This window comes from Streptomyces sp. NBC_01450 (assembly GCF_036227505.1).
Lineage (GTDB): Bacteria > Actinomycetota > Actinomycetes > Streptomycetales > Streptomycetaceae > Streptomyces.
In genome coordinates this window covers 7,088,170-7,105,918 of the sequence record NZ_CP109480.1, presented here as the reverse complement: position 1 = coordinate 7,105,918, position 17,749 = coordinate 7,088,170, and the positions used below count along the sequence as shown (strand labels likewise).

Sequence of the window (17,749 nt, the reverse complement as noted above, 5' to 3'; positions counted from 1 at the left end):
CTGATGAAAGACCCCGACACGCACACCGATCCGCCGGTGGACGGCGGCGAGCTGATCCGTTTCGACAAGGTCACCAAGCGCTTCGGGGACAACACCGTCCTCGACGGCCTCGACTTCCGTGTCGACTCCGGCAAGCACGTCACGCTGATCGGCCCGTCCGGCTCCGGCAAGACGACGATCCTGCGGTTGCTGATGACCCTGACCAAGCCCGACGAGGGCACGATCACGGTCGCCGGGGAGCGGCTCCACCCGGCCCCCGAGAAGCGGATCCGGGAGGTCCGCAAGAAGATCGGGATGGTCTTCCAGCAGTTCAACCTCTTCCCGAACATGAAGGTGCTCCGCAACATCACCGAGGCACCGGTCACCGTCCTCGGGCTGTCCGGGGACGAGGCCGAGGCGCGGGCCCGGGAGCTGCTGGAGCTGGTGGGGCTCGCGGACAAGTGCGCCGCCTATCCGAGCCAGTTGTCGGGCGGACAGCAGCAGCGGGTGGCGATCGCGCGGGCGCTGGCGATGCGGCCGCGGGTGCTGCTTCTGGACGAGGTGACGTCCGCGCTCGACCCCGAGCTGGTCGCGGGCGTCCTCGACGTCCTCCGTGACATCGCGCACACCACCGACATCACCATGCTCTGTGTGACCCACGAGATGAATTTCGCCCGCGACATCTCGGACCAGGTCCTGATGTTCGATTCCGGCCATGTCATCGAGTCCGGTTCGCCCGATCGCATCTTCTCCGATCCGGAGCACGAGAGGACCCGGGAATTCCTCAGCGCGGTGCTGTGACTACAAGCAGTGAACGCGACAAGGTGCGAGGTCCGGACCGCGTGGCATGCCCACCGAGCCATGACCTCGGCATATGCCAGAGTGCCGCGCTCCTGCTGAGCGAACCGGAGCGCACCGACTTTCTCGCCAACACCCCCTCCCCACCGAGCGTTTGACAGTTATCGTGGAGGAGCTCAGCTGTCCGGATCGATGGCCCAAAAAGCGCAGGGGGAAACCGTGGCGCTGATGAACGAGCCGACCGCGCCGTACCACTCGGCCCAGGGCGCTCTGCGCGTCCTGGAGACGGTGTCCCGGTACTCCACCGGCGTCACCGATGTCGAGCTGGCCCGTCAGACGGGCCTCGGCACGGAGCGCCTGACCGCGCTGCTGCGGATGCTGCGCCGGGAGGGATACGTCGAGCAGGTCACCGACGGCGCTTACGTCGCCGGCGCTGCCCTCGGCCGGCTGGGCTCCGCCCACGGCCGCGACCAGGCGCTGCGCGAGAAACTCCAGCAGACCATCGACCGGCTGCGCGACTCGGTCGGCGCCGCGATCTACCTCAGCCGCTACATCGACGGCGAGGTGCACGTCACCCAGTGCGCCGAGGGCCCGGCGACCCCCGCGGTCAACGAATGGGTCGACTTCCGTTCCTCGGCGCACGCCAGCGCGGTCGGCAAGAGTCTCCTCGGCCAGCTCGACCTGAACGCCCGGCGCGATCACCTCTCCCGCCACAAGATGGCCCGCCTCACCTCGCGGACCATCACCAACGAGCGGCTGTTGCTGTCCCGGCTCGACGCCCAGCCGGCCACGGTGCCGGTGCTCGACCTCCAGGAGTACGCGATCGGCACGGTCTGCGCGGCCGTCCCCATCACCGCGGGCTCCTCGGTCGGCTGCCTCGCCCTCTCCCTCCCGGTCGAACACGCCCACCGTCTGCGCCGCGCCGCGGACACCCTCAACCGCGAAGCCACCCCCGTACTGCTGTCCCTCGCCATCTAGGACCGGTCCTGGACCCGGCCCTTTCGGACCGGGTCCCGGGTGGTCGAGAGCACCCGTCCGGACCAGGTAGTATTTCTTTTGTCGCCGACCGCGGGAGCGGGAGGCGAGAGTCACGCGCCGCTAGCTCAGTTGGTTAGAGCAGCTGACTCTTAATCAGCGGGTCCGGGGTTCGAGTCCCTGGCGGCGCACATGAGAAGGCCCTTCACCACGGTGAGGGGCCTTCATTCGTCTCCCATGGCCCCCGACAGGGCACGGACCGTCGGATGCGTGTAGAGCAGCCGCATGGGGAGCGCGGGCAGGCCCCGCTCGCGCAGGGCGGTGCCGACGCGGATCGCGTAGAGGGAGTTCCCACCGAGCTCGAAGAAGTTGTCGTCCGGGCCGACGGGGACACCGAGGACCTCCTCCCAGACTCCGGTGAGGACCGTCACCAGGTCTCCCGGGGACGCGGACACGGCCACCGGCACCGGCTTCGCGGGCTCGGGTGCCTGCTTCGCGGGCTGCGGTGCCGGCAGGCGGTCGCGGTCCAGCTTGCCGTTCGGGGTCAGCGGCAGCGCGGCCACGGCGGTGACGGTCGCCGGCAGCATGTGGTCGGGCAGCAGCCGCGCGGCCCGACGGCGTACATCGCCGATGTCCCCGTCGGCCACCACATACGCGTCGATCCGCACCCCGGCCGCATCCTCGAAGGCGTCCCCGCTCAGCACCACCGCCGCCGCCGTGACCACCGGATCCTCCAGCAGCGCCGCCCGGATCTCGTCCAACTCGATCCGGTACCCGCGCACCTTCACCTGGCTGTCGATCCGCCCCAGGTGCTCCAGTGAACCGTCGGCACGCAGCCGCCCCAGGTCACCGCTGCGGTACCAGCGACCAGGGCGGTGGGGATCGGTCACGAACCGCTCCGCCGTCAGCTCGGGCCGCCCCAGATATCCGAGGGCGAGTCCGGCCCCGCCCACCCAGATCTCCCCCGCCGCGCCCGTCGGCAGCGGGCGGCCCCGCTCGTCGCGCACCGACACCGTCCAGCCGGGCAGCGGGCGGCCCACCGAGCGGGAGGCGGCCAGGGCCCCGCGCCGGGTGACGGTGGCGGCGGTGACGTGGACGGTGGTCTCCGTGATCCCGTACATGTTGACCAGCCGGCAGCGGTCCTCCGGGTGGCGGTCGAACCAGCCGAGCAGGGGCCGGGTGTCCAGCGCCTCCCCGCCCAGCACCACCAGCCGCACCGACAGCCGTTCCTTCGCGCTCCGGTCGACCGCCCGCAACTGCCCGAAGGCCGACGGTGTCTGGCTGAGGACGGTCACCGACTCCCGTACCAGCAGCGCGTGGAAGTCCTCCGGCGAGCGCGCCATCCAGTGGTCCACGACCACCAGCCGGGCGCCGGTCAGCAGGGCGCCCCAGATCTCCCACACCGAGAAGTCGAAGGCGCTGGAGTGGAAGAACGTCCAGGTGTCGTCGGCGGTGAGGGCGAAGTCCTCGCGGGTGGCGTCGAGAAGGGCGAGGACGTTGGTGTGGGGGACGACGACCCCCTTGGGGCGGCCGGTCGAACCGGAGGTGTGGATGACGTAGGCGGGATCCTGCCCGGTGCCCTGCCTCAGCCGGTCGATCCGCGTGGCCGCACCCAGGTAGGGCGCGGTGTCCCGGACGACCAGCCGTACGCCCGCGTCGCGTGCCGTGCGGTCGAGGCGCTCCTCGGGGTGCGCCGGATCCATCGGTACATACGCCGCGCCCGCCTTCAGCACCGCGAGCATCGTCGCCACCAGGTCGGCGCCACGCTCCAGCCGGATGCCGACCCGGTCACCGGGGCGCACCCCGGCGGCGCGCAGCCCGGCGGCCAGCCGCTCGGCACGCTCGCGCAGCGCTCCGTACGTCGTCGTGGTGCCGTCGTGGGTGAGGGCGGGGGCGTCGGGGTGGCGGTCGGCGCGGGCGTCGAAGGCGGTGTCGATACGGGTGGAATCGATACGGGCGGTACCGACACGGGTGGGGGCGATACGGGTGGGGTCGTCGGGCCGGGGTTTTCCGGCGGGGGGTGCGAGCAGGCGCTCGGCCTCCTCGCGGGGGATCAGCTCGATCTCCGCGAGGGGGACCCGGCCCAGCTGACCGTGCACATGGGTGAGGTGACGGGCGAAGGCCCTGGCGCAGGCGTCGTCGATGTGCCGGAGCTGGTGGTGCAGTTCGACCGTGGTCCCGCGCGGGACGAGGGTCAGCGGGAAGGGGGCCGACTGGAAGGCGAGTCGGTGACTGAAGGCGGGGTCCATCGGGCCCGGGTCCTCGAGGACCGTGGCGTAGGCGGGCAGGCCGTCCCCCGGGTCGCGGTGTTCGTAGCGGGCGAGGACCAGGGCGGCGGCGGGGGCCCCGGCCGGTACCGGCACGGTGACCACGCCCGTACGGTCGCCTGCGCCCGCGTCGCCCGTCGCCCAGTCGACACGGGGCCGGTGCGGGCCTTTCGGGGGCTCGTGGCCGCCGAGGGGAACGGTCACTTCGGCGGCGGGGCGGCGACCGAGCAGGACGTGGGCTATGTCCCGCAGCGCGGCCGGGGTCAGCACGGCGTGGTGGGCCACCAGCACCAGGTGGGCGCCCCCGTCCTCACATCCCGCGCCCTCGTCCTCGTACCGCAGCAGGACCGCGCGGAACGCCGGGCCCGCTGGGTCGACCGGCCGGTGGAGTTCGGCCCGCAGCCGGTGTGCGGCGAATCGTGTGGGCACGGAGTCGCTCCACAACACCGGCCACCGCTCGGACAGTTCGGGCCACCAGCCACGTACGGCCGCGTCCAGGACGGGCCCGGGATCGACGGCCCCGGGAAGGCTCGCGGCGAGGGCGTGACACGTCACGTTCGGTCTCCAACCGTGTGGCTAACGGGCCGAGAAGCCTCCGTCGACCGTGACGACGGTGCCGGTCACCTGGCGGGACTCGTCGGAGGCGAGCCAGAGGGCGGCGGTGGCGACGTCGTCCGGTTCGACGAGGGCGTTCATGGGCTGGGCCTGGACGAAGGTCCGCTCGTGCTCGGCGACCGGCACGTCCAGGGCGCGGGCGATCTCGGCGAGCATCCGGCCCTCCACGCGGGGGTCGTCGCGGACCGAGCCGGGGCAGATGGCGTTGACGCGGACCCGGCGGGGCGCGTAGTCGAGGGCGACCGCCTTGGTCAGGCCGATCAGGCCGTGCTTGGCGGCGACGTACCCGGCGAAGTGGCGGTAGCCGACCAGCCCGGCCGTGGAGGCGATGTTGATGATCGAGCCGGCTCCCCGCGCGGTCATGTGGGCGCCCGCCGCGCGGATCGTGCGCCAGGCTCCGGAGAGGTCCACGTCCAGCATCAGCTGCCACTCGTGCTCCTCGATCTCGTGGGCGGCCCGGCCTGAGGGGGCGGCGATCCCGGCGTTGTTGACCAGGACGTCGAGCCGTCCGAAGCGGGCCGTCGTCTCCTTCACCGCCGCCTCCACCGCCACCAGGTCCCGTACGTCGACCCGGGCCGTACGGACGGCGGCGCCCGTCTCCCGGCAGAGCTCCGCCGTGTGCGCCAACTGGCTCTCGGAGCCCAGCGGGTACGGCACACCCGGGAGGTCCGCCGCGATGTCCAGGAGTATCAGGTCGGCGCCCTCGCGGGCGAAGGCGACGGCGGTCGCCCGGCCGATGCCGCGGGCCGCGCCGGTGACGAGGGCGACCTTGTCCGAGAGCCTGGGGCTGCTCGGGCTCACCGCGCTCACCGGGCGCGTCCGGCACGGAGTTCGGCCCCGATCAGGCGCAGGAGGGCGCCCGGGTTCTCCGTCAGGTACATGTGACCGCCGTCCAGCTCCGCCGTGGTGAGCTTCCCGGCGGTGGCGCGGGACCACTTGGCGGCCTCGGCCGCGCTCACCAGCTCGTCGTCGCGGCCGCGCAGGGCGAGGACCGGGGCGGCGAGCGGGCGGTCGGAGGCGGGCCGGTACGTCTCGTGCATCCGTACGTCGGCCCGCAGCAGCGGGAGCAGCAGCTCGCGCATCTCCGGGTGCTCCAGGGCCGGGTGCGCGTACCCCGCGAAGGTGCGCACCCGGGCCAGGAACTCCGCGTCGGGCAGACCGCTCGCCCGGTCCGCGCGGCCGCTCCACGGGCCCGGCGCGCCGCTGACGACGAGGGCGTCGAGGCGGACGCCGGGCTCGGCCTCCAGCCGGTGCGCCAGCTCGAAGCCGAGCACCGCGCCGAGGCTGTGCCCGAACACCGCCACCCGCGCGCCCTCCGGGAGCTGCCGGGTCACCTGGGTGTGCGCCTCGGCGGCCGCCCGTACCGCGTCCGTGTGGGGCTCCTCCACGAACCGCTCCTCGCGGCCCGGGAGTCGCACCGGCAGGACGTGCAGTCCCTCCGGCGCCCGGTCCTGCCACGGTGTGAAGAAGGACGCGCCCGCCCCGGCGAAGGGCAGACAGACGAGGTGGGTCTCTTCCACTGCTGACATCGCTCCCGAGTCTCGGTTCCGGGGACAAAGGGGCTGGACACAAAGGGGCTGGGTACAAAGGGGCTGGGCACAAAGGGGCTGGGGCAAAGGGACTGGGGCTCAGCCCGTGGTGACGAACTCGGTGAGGACCCGGGCCAGCAGACCGGGGTCCTGCGCCCCGCACAGCTCCCGCGCGGAGTGCATCGACAGCCCCGGTACGCCCACGTCGACGGTGGCGACTCCCAGCCGGGCCGCGGTGATCGGGCCGATCGAGGTGCCGCACGGCATGGCGTTGTGGGAGACGAACGGCTGCCAGGGCACCTCGGCGCGCTCGCAGGCCGCGGCGAAGGCGGCGACTCCGGTGCCGTCGGTGGCGTACCGCTGGTTGACGTTGACCTTGACGACGGGGCCGCCGTTGGGGAGGGGGTGGTGGTCCGGGTCGTGGCGTTCGGCGTAGTTGGGGTGCACGGCGTGCGACATGTCGGCGGAGACGCAGAAGGCGCCGGCGAGGGCCCGGTTGAAGTCCTCGGCGCTGCCGCCGCGCGCGGCGACGGACCGGCCGAGCACCCGCTCCAGCAGGGGGCCTTGAGCGCCCGACTGGGAGCCGCTGCCGACCTCCTCGTGGTCGAAGGCGGCGAGCACCGGGATGTGGGCGGGCGGCCGGGCGGCGGTGGCAGCGGCGACCAGCGCGGTGACGCCCGCGTGCACGGAGATCTGGTTGTCCAGGCGCGGTGAGACAAGGAACTCCTCGTCGGCGCCGAGATAGCCGGGCGGCTGGATGTCGTGCAGCATCAGGTCCCAGCCGAGGACCTCGGCGACGTCGGTGTCGGCCTCGGCGGCGACCCGGGCGAGCAGGGCGCCGGGCCGGGTGGGACCGAGGCCCCACAGCGGGGTCATGTGCTGCTGCGCGTCGAGCGCGACACCTTCGTTGACGCCGCGGTCGAGGTGGATGGCGAGCTGGGGTACGCGCAGCAGTGGCTGGTCGACGCAGACGAGGCGGCTGGATCCGTCGCGCAGTGTCAGCCGGCCCGAGATGCCGAGGTCGCGGTCGAGCCAGGTGTTGTGGGGGACGCCGCCGTAGATCTCCACGGCGATCTGCCGCCAGCCCGCGGAGCCGGTGTCGGGCTCGGGCTTGATCCGCAGGTTCGGGGAGTCGGTGTGGGCGCCGACGATCCGGAACGGGGTGCGTGCCGGGGCGCCCGCGGGGACGTACCAGGCGAGCAGCGCTCCGGCGCGGACGACGTACCGGCCGCCCTCGGCACCGGCCGTCCAGTCGTCCGTCTCGCGCAGCTCCTGGAAGCCCGCCTTCTCCAGGCGCTGGGCCGCGTTCGCGACGACGTGGTAGGGCGAGGGGCTGGAGCGGACGAAGGAGAGCAGATCGTCGCTGTGACTGCGGTCATGTGTGGGGGACATGGGCGCTCACGCCTTTCGGAGGGGCTGTAGAGGGTTGAGGAGTGGGGCGACGGGCGCGTCCGGCCGAGTGCACAGTTCGGCGAGGACGGCCTGCCAGTCGTCGAGCAGCTCCTGAGCCGTGGCGGGGTCCCACAGATCGGCGGAGTACTCCAGGAAGGTGCGGTAGCCCTTGGCCGGGTCGCGGCGCGGGGCGAGACCGAAGGAGAGGTCACCGCGGGACACGGGCGGGGCGAGGTCGTCGACCTCGACGTCGAGTCCGGGGATCTCGATGTCCGTGTCCAGGGAGTTCTGGAAGGCGATGGTCAGCGGGAAGCGCTCGGGCACCGCGCGTGCGCCGCTCTCGCGCAGGGCGCGCACGATCCGCGCGGTCGGCAGGACGTGCGCCGTCGCCTCCAGGGCGCCGGCACCGGTGCGCCGCACGAGGGCGCCGCGCGTCTCGTCCGGGTCGGGCGTCACCCGGACGACCACGCCGGTCGACGTCAGCGCGACCATCGACTCGAACGCGCTGCGCTCGCGGTGGGCGTACGGCGTGCCCATCGCGATGTCCCGCACCCCGGACCGGCGGGCGACCAGCACGCCGAGCGCCGTGGCCGCGACCCCGAAAGGTGTGGTGTGCCGAGCCGCCGCCAACTCTTCGACGGCCCTGCGCAGTTCGCCCGACGCGGTGCCGCGCAGGGTGTCGCCGCGCCCGCTCGGCACGGCGGGCCGGGGCCGGTCGCCGGGGATCTCGACCGTGGCCGGGATCCCCTCCAGGTACCGGGTCCAGTACGCCGTCCTGCGGGCCTCCTCGGCGGGGTCGGCGTGCGCGCGCTGCCAGCGGGCGTAGTCCGTGCACTGCGCCGCAGGCTCGGGCAGACCGTGCGGGCGGCCGGTGGCGGCTGCCGTGTAGAGGGCGGTGAGCTCGTCCAGGAGGAGGGAGAGGGCCCAGCCGTCGACGCAGATGTGGTGCACGACGAACATCAGCGTCCACCGGTCGGGCGCTTCGCGCAGCAGCCGCAGGACGGGCAGGACGGGTTCGGTGAGCGCGATGGGCGTGGCGGCCGCCGCGCGGCACAACTCCTCAGTGTGCGTGAGCCGTTCGGACTCGTCCGCGATGCCGGTGAGGTCCTCGACGGGAAGCGCCGGGGGCGGCACGTCGAGAACCTCCTGCCGCCAGCCGGTCCCGTCGTCGGGGGCGGACGACGGGACCGGCCGGCCGTCTCCCGGTACGAAGCGGCATCGCAGACCGTGGTGCCGGTCGAGCAGTCCGGCCACCGCCGTGCGCAGGGCGGCCACGTCCAGGGGGCCGGTGAAACGGATCCGGGTCGGGATGTTCCACACCTCGGGGCGGGGCATGCCCAGGACGCCCGCGATCATGCGGGCCTGCTGGTCGCTGACGGGCGCCGTGTCCACCACGGTCACGCCCCGGGGTGGCGCGAGCCGGGCGGTCATCGCCCCCAGCGTGGCGTCGGCGAAGAAGTCCGCCAAGGGGTATTCCACGCCGAAGCTGTCCCGGACCCGGTTCACCAGCCTGATCGCGCCGATCGAATTCCCTCCGAGTTCGAAGAAGTTGGCGTCCGGGGTGAGATCGCCGACGGGGCCGAGGGTGTGCTGCCAGAGGGTACGCAGGCGGTGCGCGCTGTCGGGAGTGACGGGTGTGCCCGGGGCGACGGACCCCGGCGTCAGGTCGCCGACCGTCGCCGCGGCGCCCGCCGTCATGGCGGTCAGCACGTCCTCCAGCCGGTCCAGGCACCCGCGCGCCGTCTTCTCGTCGAACAGGTCGGCGTCGTAACGGATCCGCAGGTCGAGGTCCCCGTCGGGGCGCCGGGTGGCCATGAGGGCGAGTTCGAGGGGGGCGGACTCGGTGCCGCCGTCGAGGGGTTCGGCGCGCAGGCCCGGCAGGGCGAGGGCGGTCAGGGGCGCGGTGTCGAGGTCGGCGGAGACCGTGACGAGGGGGCGCGGGTTGCCCGGGTCGGGGTGGCGGGACGCCAACAGGGCGTCCACGTCGACGTGTTGGCGGGCGTCGGCGGCGAAGAGCGTGTCCCGGGTGGCGCGTAGGGCGTCGGTGAGTGTCGTGGCGTCGGTCAGGGTCCCGCGCAGGGGCAGCAGGGAGACGTGGAAGCCGACGGTGTCCCACGTCTCGGGGGTGCGGCGGCCGAAGGTGGACCCGATGACGAAGTCGTCCTGTCCGGCGTACTGGCGCAGCACGATCCGCCAGGCGGTGAGCAGCGTCGCGAACAGGGTGACTCCCTGCCGCCCGCTCCACTCCCGCAGCCGCCCCGCCCGCTCCGGGCCGAGCCGCAGCCCCACGGCGCCGCCGCGTCCGGCGACGGTACGGGTGCGCGGCCGGTCCGTGGGCAGCGCGGGCGCGCCCGGCCCGTCCCGGAGGTGGGCGCGCCACCAGTCCAGGTCGTCCGCTCCCCCGGTGGCCGCCGCCGCGTCGAGCGTGCTCCCGGCGGCGCGCTCGAACCGGGGCGCGCGTCCCTCCACCGCCGCCCGGTAGAGCTCGCCGAGGTCGGCGGCGACCAGCCCGGCGGAGTGGCCGTCGGTGACGAGGTGGTGCATGCCGAGGATCAGCGCGTGGTCGTCGTCGGCGAGCCGCAGCAGCCGGGGCGTGAACAGCGGCCCCGCCGCGAGGTCGTAGGCCCGGGTGCTCTCCTCCCGCAAGGCGGCCCGGATCACCTCGTCGGCGTCCCGCCCCCGGACGTCGTCGACGGCCAGTGCCGGACCTGCCCGATCCCGATCCCGATCCCGGTCCCGGTCCTCCCGTACGACCTGGAAGACCCCGTCTCCCCCGGCCACGAACACGGTCCGCAGACCGTCGTGGCGGCGGACGAGGCCGTCCACGGCGGTCCGCAGCGCCTCGACGTCCAGCGGACCCCGCAGCCGTACGCCCTGGATCTCGTTGTACGCGGCCGGATCGGCGATCAGCGTGGCGGCGAGCCAGAGGCGGCGCTGGGCCGGGGTCGCGGGAGCCCGCCGCTCTTTCGGCTCCTTCGGGGGCTCGTGGTAGCGGCGGCGCAGTACGTCCAGCTGCTCCAGGCCCGCCTCCATCTCCTCCGGCGGCAGCCCGAAGTCGACCAGGGCGGCGATCTCGTCGACGCCCGCGGCCCGCAGCGCGTCGACGGTGGCCGCGCAGGTGTCCGGGGATCCGATGAGGGCCCGTTGGTCGCAGTAGCGGTCGTAGGCGCGGTCGAAGAGGTAGGCGAGGTCGGCCTCGCTCGCGTCGGCCACGTCCTCGGGGCGGCCCCCGAGGGCGCTCGCGGCGGAACGCATCTGGAGGGAGGAGCGCAGATAGCGGCTCATCGGCTCGCGTGCGGCGGCCCGGGCGGCGGCGTGGTCCTCGGCGAGGTGGGTGTGGAGCAGGACGGTGACACGGCCCGTTTCGGGGTCGAGGCCGCTCTCGGCGCGGGTGCGCCGGTAGTGGCGGATGTTCGCCGCGAGCTGCTCGACCGTCTGGTTCATGAGGTTGGTGACGATCCCGAGGTCGCGGCGGGCCGCCTCCTCGTACGAGGCACGCCGCCCTGACGTCGCCAGATACATCGGCGGCAGCTCCTGCACGGGCCGCGGGTGCGGGCGTACGTCGATGGGGTGCCCTTCGCCGGTGTGGCGCGGCACGCTCTCCCCGCGCCACAACCGCCGTACGTCCTCCAGGTGCTGGAAGGCGATCTCGGTGCGGTCGGTGAAGCGGTCGGGGTGGAGGGCGAAGTCGCTCGCGTGCCAGCCGCTCGCGCAGCCGATGCCGACCCGGCCGCCGGAGAGGTTGTCAGCCACCGCCCACTCCTCGGCGATCCGCACGGGGTCGTGCAGCGGAAGGACCACCGAGCCCGCGTGCAGACGGATGCGGCGGGTCTCCCGGGCGAGCGCGGCGGCCAGCACGGACGGGTTGGGGAAGAGGCCGCCGAAGGAGTGGAAGTGGCGTTCGGGGAGCCAGAGCGTGCTGAAGTCGTGGGTGTCGGCGAAGCGTGCGGTCTCGATCAGCCGTTCGTAGGCCTGCGCGCTGTCCTCGCCGTCGGGGTGGTCGCCGAAGAAGTAGACGCCGAAGTCGGGAGCGGGGCGCTCGGCGGCCTCGCCTCGGCTGTGGCCACGGCCGCGTCGGGCCGCCGTCGGGAAGTAGCCGCCCGCGCGCAGCTCCCGCAGCGAGTCCTTCACCGCGTCCGCGATCCGTTCGACGTCGGTGTCGGTGTGCGCGGTGGAGAGGTAGAAGGAGCGCCACTCCCAGACGTAGATCCCGCGCAGGAGGAGGTGGTGGTAGAGCAGCTCCATGTCGGCGCGGTGGGTGAAGCGGAACATGGACCCGAAGTGGGCCGTTTCCAGCGGCAATTCCTCGGCGCGGAAGAAGTCGTCGAGGTCGGCGGCGAGCGCGTCGGTGCGGGCGTTCAGCGTCTGCTGGAGCCCCGGGCCCCGCTCCTTGAGGTGGGTGAGGACCGCGCGGGCGGCGGCCATCGACAGGGGGTGCTGGATGTACGTACCGCCGAAGAAGGTCGTGTCGCGCGTCGGGCGGCTGTCGTCGCCGTACCGCCAGAAGCCGCCGTCGACGCCGTCCATGAGGTCGGCGCGGCCCGCGATCGCGCCGATGGGGTGACCGCTGCCGAGGGCCTTGCCGTAGGTGGCGAGGTCGGGCACGACGCCGTAGTGGTGCTGGGCGCCGCGGGGGTGGGGCCGCAGGCCGGTGAGCATCTCGTCGAAGAGGAGGACGATTCCGCGGCGGGCGGTCAGCTCCCGCAGGGTGCGCAGGAACGCCACGGGACGCAGGGCGGGGTTGCGGCACTGGACCGGTTCGACGAGGACCGCGGCGATCGTGTCGCCGAGTTCGTCGATGACGTCCAGGCTCTCCTGGCTGCCGTATTCGAGGACGAGGAGTTCGGACACCGCGCTCGCGGGGACGCCGCGCGAGACGGGGACGGCGTGGCGGCCGTCGGGGCCGGGGCGGCCGAGGACCGAGTCGATGTGGCCGTGGTAGGAGCCGCGGAACATGACCACGCGGTCGCGTCCGGTGGCCGCGCGGGCGAGCCGCAGGGCGGCGGAGTTGGCCTCGGTGCCGGAGTTCGCGAACGCCACCCGCTCCATGCCGGTGAGTTCCGCGAGCAGTTCGGCGGCCGCGCCCGTGTCCTCGGAGCGCGGGCCGAGGCGGAGTCCGCCGGCGAGGTGCCGGCGGACGGCCTCCGTGACCGGCGCGGGCTCGTGGCCGAGCAGCAGCGCGCCGAAGCCCATGGTGATGTCGGTGTAGTCGTTGCCGTCGACGTCCGTCAGCCGGGCGCCGTGCGCCGAGCGGGCCGCGATCGGGTACTGCATCTCCTTCGTCGCCCGCCGGAAGCCGACCACGGCCCGGCTGTCCGCCAGCACCCTCCGGTGCCGCTGCGCCAGCTCCTTCGACGCCCGGGTCCGCTCGGTGAAGCGCCGGACCAGGCCGTCGGCGTGGGCCCGCTGGGCCTCGCTCGCACCGGTGCCGGACATGCCGGAGTCAGGGGGGAGGGTGACATGGGGGCCGTGGTGGAGGGGTGGCTCGGCGGGTTGCCCGGCGGGCGGCTCGGCGGGGTGACGGGCCACCGCCAGGAGTTCGTCGAGCCGTCCGGAGACGGCGGCGGTTCGGGCGACGGCCTCGGCGCTCGCCCGCGACTCGGGGCTGATCTGTGCCGTGGTCATCCCCCGACCGCCTTGCTGCCCTCGGCGAGCAGGGCCACGGCCTCGGAGAGCTGACCGAGCATTCTGGTCTGGGTCTCGGCGAGTTGACGTATCTGGCGGGCGAGTTCCTCGACCTCGGCACGGGTGGCGTAGCCGGGCTCCTCGGTACGGGGGGCGTGGACGGGCTCCTCGTCGGCGGCGGCGCGCACGGGCTCGTCGTCCGGAGTGACGCCTGTGGAGGCCGACGCCCCTTGCCCCGTCCGCTCCGTGATCAACCGGGCCGCGAGCCGTGGGGTCCCCGCCTCCTCCAGGATCTCCCGCATCCCGATCTCCACTCCGAACTCGGCCTCCAACTGCCGCACCATACTGATGAGTTGGAGCGAGTCCGCGCCGAGCCCGACGAACGTCCGCTCCGCCGTGATCTCCTCGGGCGTGTATCCGAGATGACGTGCGCTGAGCATCACCACCCGTTCCAGTACGGCCTGTTCGGTCTGCGCGTCCTGTTCGGTCTGTTCGGTCATGCCGTCCTCCGTCCTGCGGTCGTCGGCCAAGGGGGTGGGCGGCGGTCCGGTCCAGTACGACCGGTGCTGGAAGGGATAGGGCGGCAACGGGATCCGGCGGGCGTCGCAGCCGTCGAGCAGGGCCGCCCAGTCGAGCCGGTGGCCCGCGCAGTGCAGCCGGGCGACGGCCGCCCAGAGGGTGCCGAGGCCGGGGTCGCCACGGCGCTGGGTGGGGACGGCGGCGGCATCCGGCCGGGCGCGCCGGACCAGGCCGGTGAGGGGCGCGTCGGGGCCGATCTCCAGCTGGACCGGCCGCCCGGGTGTCCGCTCCAGCGTGCGCAGTACGGCGGCGAAGTCCACCGGCCGCCGGGTCCCCCGTACGAGGTGGTCGGCGTCCGGCAGCCAGCCCACCGGGTGCCGGACCCCGTCCGCGCCGCTGACGAACTCGGTCCTGGTGGGCCGCAGCCGTACCTTTCCGCAGGCGTCCCGGAAGTCCGCCAGGACCGGGTCGAGCAGGGCGGTGTGGAACGCGCGGTCCACCGGCAGGGGCTCCGCGGGTGTGCCGCGTTCGGCGAGCCGGGCGCGGGCGGCGGCCACCGCCTCGGGCGGTCCGCCCACGACGTACTGCCCGGGCCCGTTGACGACGGCGAGTTCGAGGCCGTCGACATCGGTGACCAGCCCCCGTACGACGTCCTCGGCGGCGGACACCGCGAGCATGCCCCCGGCCGGGGTGCCGTCCCGCATCAGCCGTCCCCGTCTGCAGACCAGCCGCAGTCCGTCCTCCAGCGTCAGCGCCCCGGCCACGCACAGGGCCGCGTACTCCCCGGCGCTGTGCCCGGCCACCGCGACCGGTTCGACGCCGAAGCGCCGCCACAGCCGCGCCTGGGCGACCTGCAGGGCGAAGAGCGCGGGCTGCGCGAAGGCGGTGTCCCAGGACCGCACTCCCCCCGGGCCCCAGGCCCGCGCTCCTTGCGGGGCCCCGGCCCGCGCTCCCTCCGGAGGACCACCGTCGGCGCCGCCCAGCAACCGGTCGAGGAACCCCTCCTCCCCCGTCTCGTCCCGGTGGATCCGCGCGCACTCCTCCAACGTGCGGGCCACCACCGGGAACCGCTCGGCGAGCGCCGTGCCCATCCCGTCGTACCCGCTGCCCTGGCCGGTGAAGAGGAACACCGGTCCGCCGCCCGCCTCCGGCCCGGCCGTGCCGTGCGCGTACGCCCCGGCCTCGCCCCGTACGAAGGCGTCCAGCGCGGCCGCCGCAGCGCCGGCCGCGGCGGTGACCACCAGCCGGTGTTCGAGGTGCCGTCGTCCGAGCGCGGTGGTGAGGAGCAGGTCGGCCGGATCGGTCCCGGGGTGTTCCGTGAGGTGGTCGCGGAAGGCCCGTGCGGAGGCGAGGAGCGCCTCGGGCGTGTGGCCGGACAGCGGCAGCAGCGTCGGGGCCGGCCCGCGATCCGGCGGACGGGGGGCCGGGGTCGGCGCCTCCTCCAGGATCACGTGGGCGTTCGTGCCGCCCATCCCGATGGAGTGCACCCCGGCCCGGCGCGGGCGGCCCTCCTCGGCGGGCCAGGGCAGCGCGCGGGTGGGCAGGACGAAGGGGCTCCCGGTCACGTCCAGGGCCGGGTTGGGGCGGGTGTGGTTCACCAGCGGCGGTATCTCCCCGTGCCGCAGCACCAGCACCGCCTTGATCAGCCCCGCGAGACCGGCCGCGCTGTCCAGATGGCCGATCGCCGACTTCGTGGAGCCCAGCGCGCAGAAGCCGGTGCGGTCGGTGTGCAGCCGGAACGCCTCGGTGAGGGCGGCGAACTCGATCGGGTCGCCCTTGAGCGTGCCGGTGCCGTGCGCCTCCAGATAGCCGATGGAGTCGGCGGGCACCCCGGCCGCGCGCAGCGCGCCGAGCACGGCGTCGCGCTGACCGGTGGGGCCCGGCGCGGCGAACCCGGCCCGGTCGGCGCCGTCGTTGGTGACGGCGGACCCGGCGATCACCGCGTACACGGTGTCGCCGTCGGCGAGCGCCCTCTCCAGCGGTTTGAGGACGACGGCGGCGACGCCGTTGCCGCCGACGGTGCCGTCCGCGTCGGCGTCGAAGGCGCGAACGGTCCCGGAGCGCGAGATCGTCGAGCCGCGTACGTGCCGGTGCCCGGTGACCTGGGGCACGTGCAGGGCGGCCGAGGCGACGACCATGAGGTCCGCGTCACCGAAGTGCAGGGCCTGGCAGGCGAGATGGACGGACACCAGGGACGAGGAGCAGGCCGTGGCCACGTTCAGGGCCGGGCCCGACAGGCCGAGCCGGTGGGCCGCCCGGGGGGCCGCGAAGTCGGGGTAGTTGCCGACCTGCGCCTGTTTCTGCCGCTGCCAGTCGCCCGAACCCGCCTCCGCCGACAGGTTGTTGGCGAGGTAGCTGTGCAGCGAGTAGAGCCGGTAGCCGGTGCTCCCGCACACCCCGATCCGCACCCCGGCGCGCGGCTGCGCGTACCCCGCGTCCTCCAGGGCGTGGTGCGCGCACTCCAGGAACAGCCGCTGCTGCGGATCGGTGACCGTGGCCTCGCGGGCGCTCATCCCGAAGAAGGCCGCGTCGAAGCCGTCGATGCCGGGCAGCGGGGCGCTCGCGGCCACGAAGTCGGGCGCGCCGTACTCCTCGGGGGCGACCCCGGCCGCCGCCAGCTCGGCGTCGGTGAACCGCCGTACGTGCGTCACGCCCGCCCGGATGTCCCGCCAGTACCCGTCGGGGGTGTCAGCTCCCGGAAACCTCAGCGCCATCCCGACGACTGCCGTACGCACCGCTCGTCCCCTCCTTGCCGGCGCCGTGGACCGCGTACAACCGGAGCAGGTAGATCCCCGCGACGACGATGGCGAGGCCGTGCGACCAGGCCACGACGGTGAACGCGGAGAACGATTCGAGGGCCGCCGACACCCCGATCATGCCGAGCCCGAAGCCGAGGTTCTCGACCGTCGCCGTGAGCCCGAAGGCGTGGCCGCGCAGGGTCTCCGGGAGGGTCTGCAGATGCGAGGTGTACGACACCTCGGTGAGCCCGTCCGCGGCGCCCGCGACGAGGGCGATCAGCACGGTCGCCGCCATCGGGAACCCGGCGAAGCCGAGGATGAACGCGGAGGACATGACGATGGTGCCGAGGCCGAAGCCGAGCGCGCCGACGGCCCGTCCGGAGCGTTTGGCCCAGCGTTGGATGACCTGTTGTGCCAGGACGTTGCCCAGCGCCCAGAACAGCCAGAAGCGGCTGACGAACGCGGCCGGGTCATCGGGGTGGAGCGTGCTGGAGTAGACGGGCAGGGCCGCGTTGTGCGAGGAGGAGCCGAGGGCGTCGACGGTGCGCAGACACATCATGAGGCCGAGCGCGGGCACGGTGGCCAGCGCTGTCATGGCGGTCCACACTCCGTGCTTCCGGCGGGGTTCGTCGGGCGCCCGCGGGGGTTCGGGGGCGCGTTCGATGCCCGGCAGCCACGCGACCGCCGCCGCGCACACCACGAAGCTCGCCGCGTCCACCAGGAACGCGGCGGTGAAGCCGAGCCAGGGCACCACCACCCCGGACGAGGCGAACCCGGCGACCATCGCCAGCGAACGCCCGCCCACCATCAGCGAGTTGGCCCAGGCGCGCCGGTCCGCGCCGACCAGGTCGGGGATGGAGCTGCGCAGCGCGACCATGAACACGGTGCCGCACGCCCCGACGACGGCGGACACCGTGAACAGCACGCCGGTCCGCAGTCCCCCGTCCGGCGTCACTACCAGCAGGAACATGACAACGACTTGGGCGATGTTGGCCCACAGCATGACCGGCTTGACCCCGAACCGGGCCTGCACCCGCCCGGCGACCGTCCCCGCCAGGAACCCCGCGCCCAGCCGCACCGCCATGAACAGTCCGATGGCGAGGGCGCTGTCGGTGGTGGCGTAGACGAACAGGTTGAGCGCCACCATGTTGAGGAAGGTGCCGTACGAGGAGACGGAGTAGCCGGCGACCAGGACGCGGTAGCGCCCCTCGGCCGTCACCGGTGCCGCGCCACTAGCCGTTCCCGGACCGCCGCCCGCCCCCACGCGCCGCATGGCGGTGCGGCACCGGCGATGTTCACGACCCGGATCAGG

At 73.8% G+C, this 17,749-nt stretch carries 9 protein-coding genes and 1 tRNA gene; 3 read left to right on the top strand and 7 right to left on the bottom strand.

Annotation, left to right across the window (positions count from 1 at the left end; translation table 11 throughout):
• The first annotated feature begins 3 nt into the window (after positions 1 to 3).
• From ehuA to OG568_RS31645, 3 genes are all read left to right on the top strand, one after another.
• Entirely contained in the window at positions 4 to 780 is a 777-nt protein-coding gene (gene ehuA, locus OG568_RS31655) for an ectoine/hydroxyectoine ABC transporter ATP-binding protein EhuA (RefSeq protein WP_329536511.1), read from the top strand.
• 216 nt (positions 781 to 996) lie between these two features.
• Entirely contained in the window at positions 997 to 1,755 is a 759-nt protein-coding gene (locus tag OG568_RS31650) for an IclR family transcriptional regulator (RefSeq protein ID WP_266582638.1), read from the top strand.
• Between the two features lie 114 nt (positions 1,756 to 1,869).
• Positions 1,870 to 1,943 (top strand) — tRNA-Lys (locus tag OG568_RS31645).
• 33 nt (positions 1,944 to 1,976) lie between these two features.
• Here OG568_RS31645 and OG568_RS31640 read toward each other — a convergent pair.
• The 7 genes from OG568_RS31640 to OG568_RS31610 form a co-directional block, all read right to left on the bottom strand.
• Complete coding sequence (locus tag OG568_RS31640) at positions 1,977 to 4,574, bottom strand: amino acid adenylation domain-containing protein (RefSeq protein ID WP_329534001.1); 2,598 nt, start codon at positions 4,572 to 4,574, stop codon at positions 1,977 to 1,979.
• A gap of 21 nt (positions 4,575 to 4,595) precedes the next feature.
• On the bottom strand, positions 4,596 to 5,435 hold the full coding sequence (locus OG568_RS31635) for a mycofactocin-coupled SDR family oxidoreductase (protein WP_329534000.1): 840 nt from the start codon (positions 5,433 to 5,435) through the stop codon (positions 4,596 to 4,598).
• 5 nt (positions 5,436 to 5,440) lie between these two features.
• Positions 5,441 to 6,163 carry a thioesterase II family protein gene (locus OG568_RS31630; protein WP_329533999.1) on the bottom strand — a complete coding sequence of 241 codons (723 nt, stop codon included), beginning with the start codon at positions 6,161 to 6,163 and terminating at the stop codon, positions 5,441 to 5,443.
• Positions 6,164 to 6,262: 99 nt separating this feature from the next.
• Positions 6,263 to 7,555 carry a M18 family aminopeptidase gene (locus OG568_RS31625; RefSeq protein ID WP_329533998.1) on the bottom strand — a complete coding sequence of 431 codons (1,293 nt, stop codon included), beginning with the start codon at positions 7,553 to 7,555 and terminating at the stop codon, positions 6,263 to 6,265.
• Positions 7,556 to 7,561: 6 nt separating this feature from the next.
• Positions 7,562 to 13,180: a MupA/Atu3671 family FMN-dependent luciferase-like monooxygenase gene (locus OG568_RS31620; RefSeq protein WP_329533997.1), complete on the bottom strand. Its 5,619-nt coding sequence runs from the start codon at positions 13,178 to 13,180 to the stop codon at positions 7,562 to 7,564.
• Positions 13,177 to 16,434: a type I polyketide synthase gene (locus OG568_RS31615; protein WP_329533996.1), complete on the bottom strand. Its 3,258-nt coding sequence runs from the start codon at positions 16,432 to 16,434 to the stop codon at positions 13,177 to 13,179. Before OG568_RS31615 ends, OG568_RS31620 begins: the two co-directional genes overlap by 4 nt.
• Complete coding sequence (locus OG568_RS31610; RefSeq protein WP_443077896.1) at positions 16,388 to 17,584, bottom strand: MFS transporter; 1,197 nt, start codon at positions 17,582 to 17,584, stop codon at positions 16,388 to 16,390. The genes OG568_RS31615 and OG568_RS31610 overlap by 47 nt, the downstream gene beginning before the upstream one ends.
• Positions 17,585 to 17,749: the final 165 nt, after the last annotated feature.

Excerpts from the sequence above, each read along its gene's own strand:
- OG568_RS31625 (WP_329533998.1), bottom strand. The coding sequence starts at position 7,555 with ATGTCCCCCACACATGACCGCAGTCACAGCGACGATCTGCTCTCCTTC.
- OG568_RS31610 (WP_443077896.1), bottom strand. The coding sequence starts at position 17,584 with ATGGTGGCGCTCAACCTGTTCGTCTACGCCACCACCGACAGCGCCCTC.
- ehuA (WP_329536511.1), top strand. The coding sequence starts at position 4 with ATGAAAGACCCCGACACGCACACCGATCCGCCGGTGGACGGCGGCGAG.
- OG568_RS31620 (WP_329533997.1), bottom strand. The coding sequence starts at position 13,180 with ATGACCACGGCACAGATCAGCCCCGAGTCGCGGGCGAGCGCCGAGGCC.
- OG568_RS31630 (WP_329533999.1), bottom strand. The coding sequence starts at position 6,163 with ATGTCAGCAGTGGAAGAGACCCACCTCGTCTGTCTGCCCTTCGCCGGG.